Annotated in this window: 1 protein-coding gene; it reads right to left on the reverse strand. The window is 42.8% G+C overall.

All coding sequences use genetic code 11. The annotated features are described in order from the left end of the window. Positions 1-600 (reverse strand): nicotinate-nucleotide--dimethylbenzimidazole phosphoribosyltransferase (locus tag R7O13_RS25180; protein ID WP_318304985.1); only part of this gene is annotated, 600 nt, incomplete at its 3' end. Between the last annotated feature and the right edge of the window lie 301 nt (positions 601-901).

A 901-nucleotide genomic window follows, 5' to 3' on the forward strand; every position in this document is an offset into this window, starting at 1 on the left:
AACACAATGGTTTACCTCAAGCGGGCTGAGTGCAGCCAATAATGCGGAAGCCGAGCTGGTATTTCCAATGCCCATCTCGCCAAACATCAGTAAGTTAGATCCTGAATAGATGGTGCTTTGCGCCACTCTTGCACCATATTCCAAACCAAGCGCTACTTGTTCAGAAGACATCGCCGCTTGCTTTGAAAAATTGGCAGTGCCATTTCCTAAACGCTGCTCAATTAAATTCGGATGAGATTTAAACTCAGGAACCATGACTTCGCTTGGCGCAAGCATACCGCAGTCAATCACTTTGAATTCGATTTGGTTTACATCGCAAAAGCAGTTAATTGCCGCACCTCCGGCAAGGAAGTTTGCAACCATTTGCTGGGTAACTTCACTCGGTGCGATGCTAATGCCTTCCTTCGCAACACCATGATCGCCAGCAAACACCAACATTGTTGGCTTGCGAATAACAATCTCTTCAACGGCTTGTGCTTGATCTTGGCTTTGAATCAACGCTAACTGCAATGCGACTTTTTCTAGCAACCCTAGAGCACCTAAGGGTTTGGTTTTGTTATCAATGCGCGTTTGAATATCTGCGGAAAAAGAGCAATCCATGTTTGGTATTCCTTCAAGTAATTGGTGTTCGTTCGATAGAAACGTTGTCTACAGTTGCGTATGCATTACGACGAGACAAGATAAAAGGCTGACGACGAATGAGAGAATAAGTGTACGCCTCTTTCATTCTATTTCATCTGATTTTCTCTTTTTGCTGATGTTTTTAGCATTCTGACTGTCATATTGACAAGAATATGATTCTAGGTGGCTGTTTTTACATAAATAGAAAAGTGATACGAATACATATCACCTGGATATCCGGCACAAAAAACCAAGCCCATACAACCAAGCAAACCATTGA

The sequence above is a fragment of the Vibrio sp. Y176 genome, from assembly GCF_033438945.1.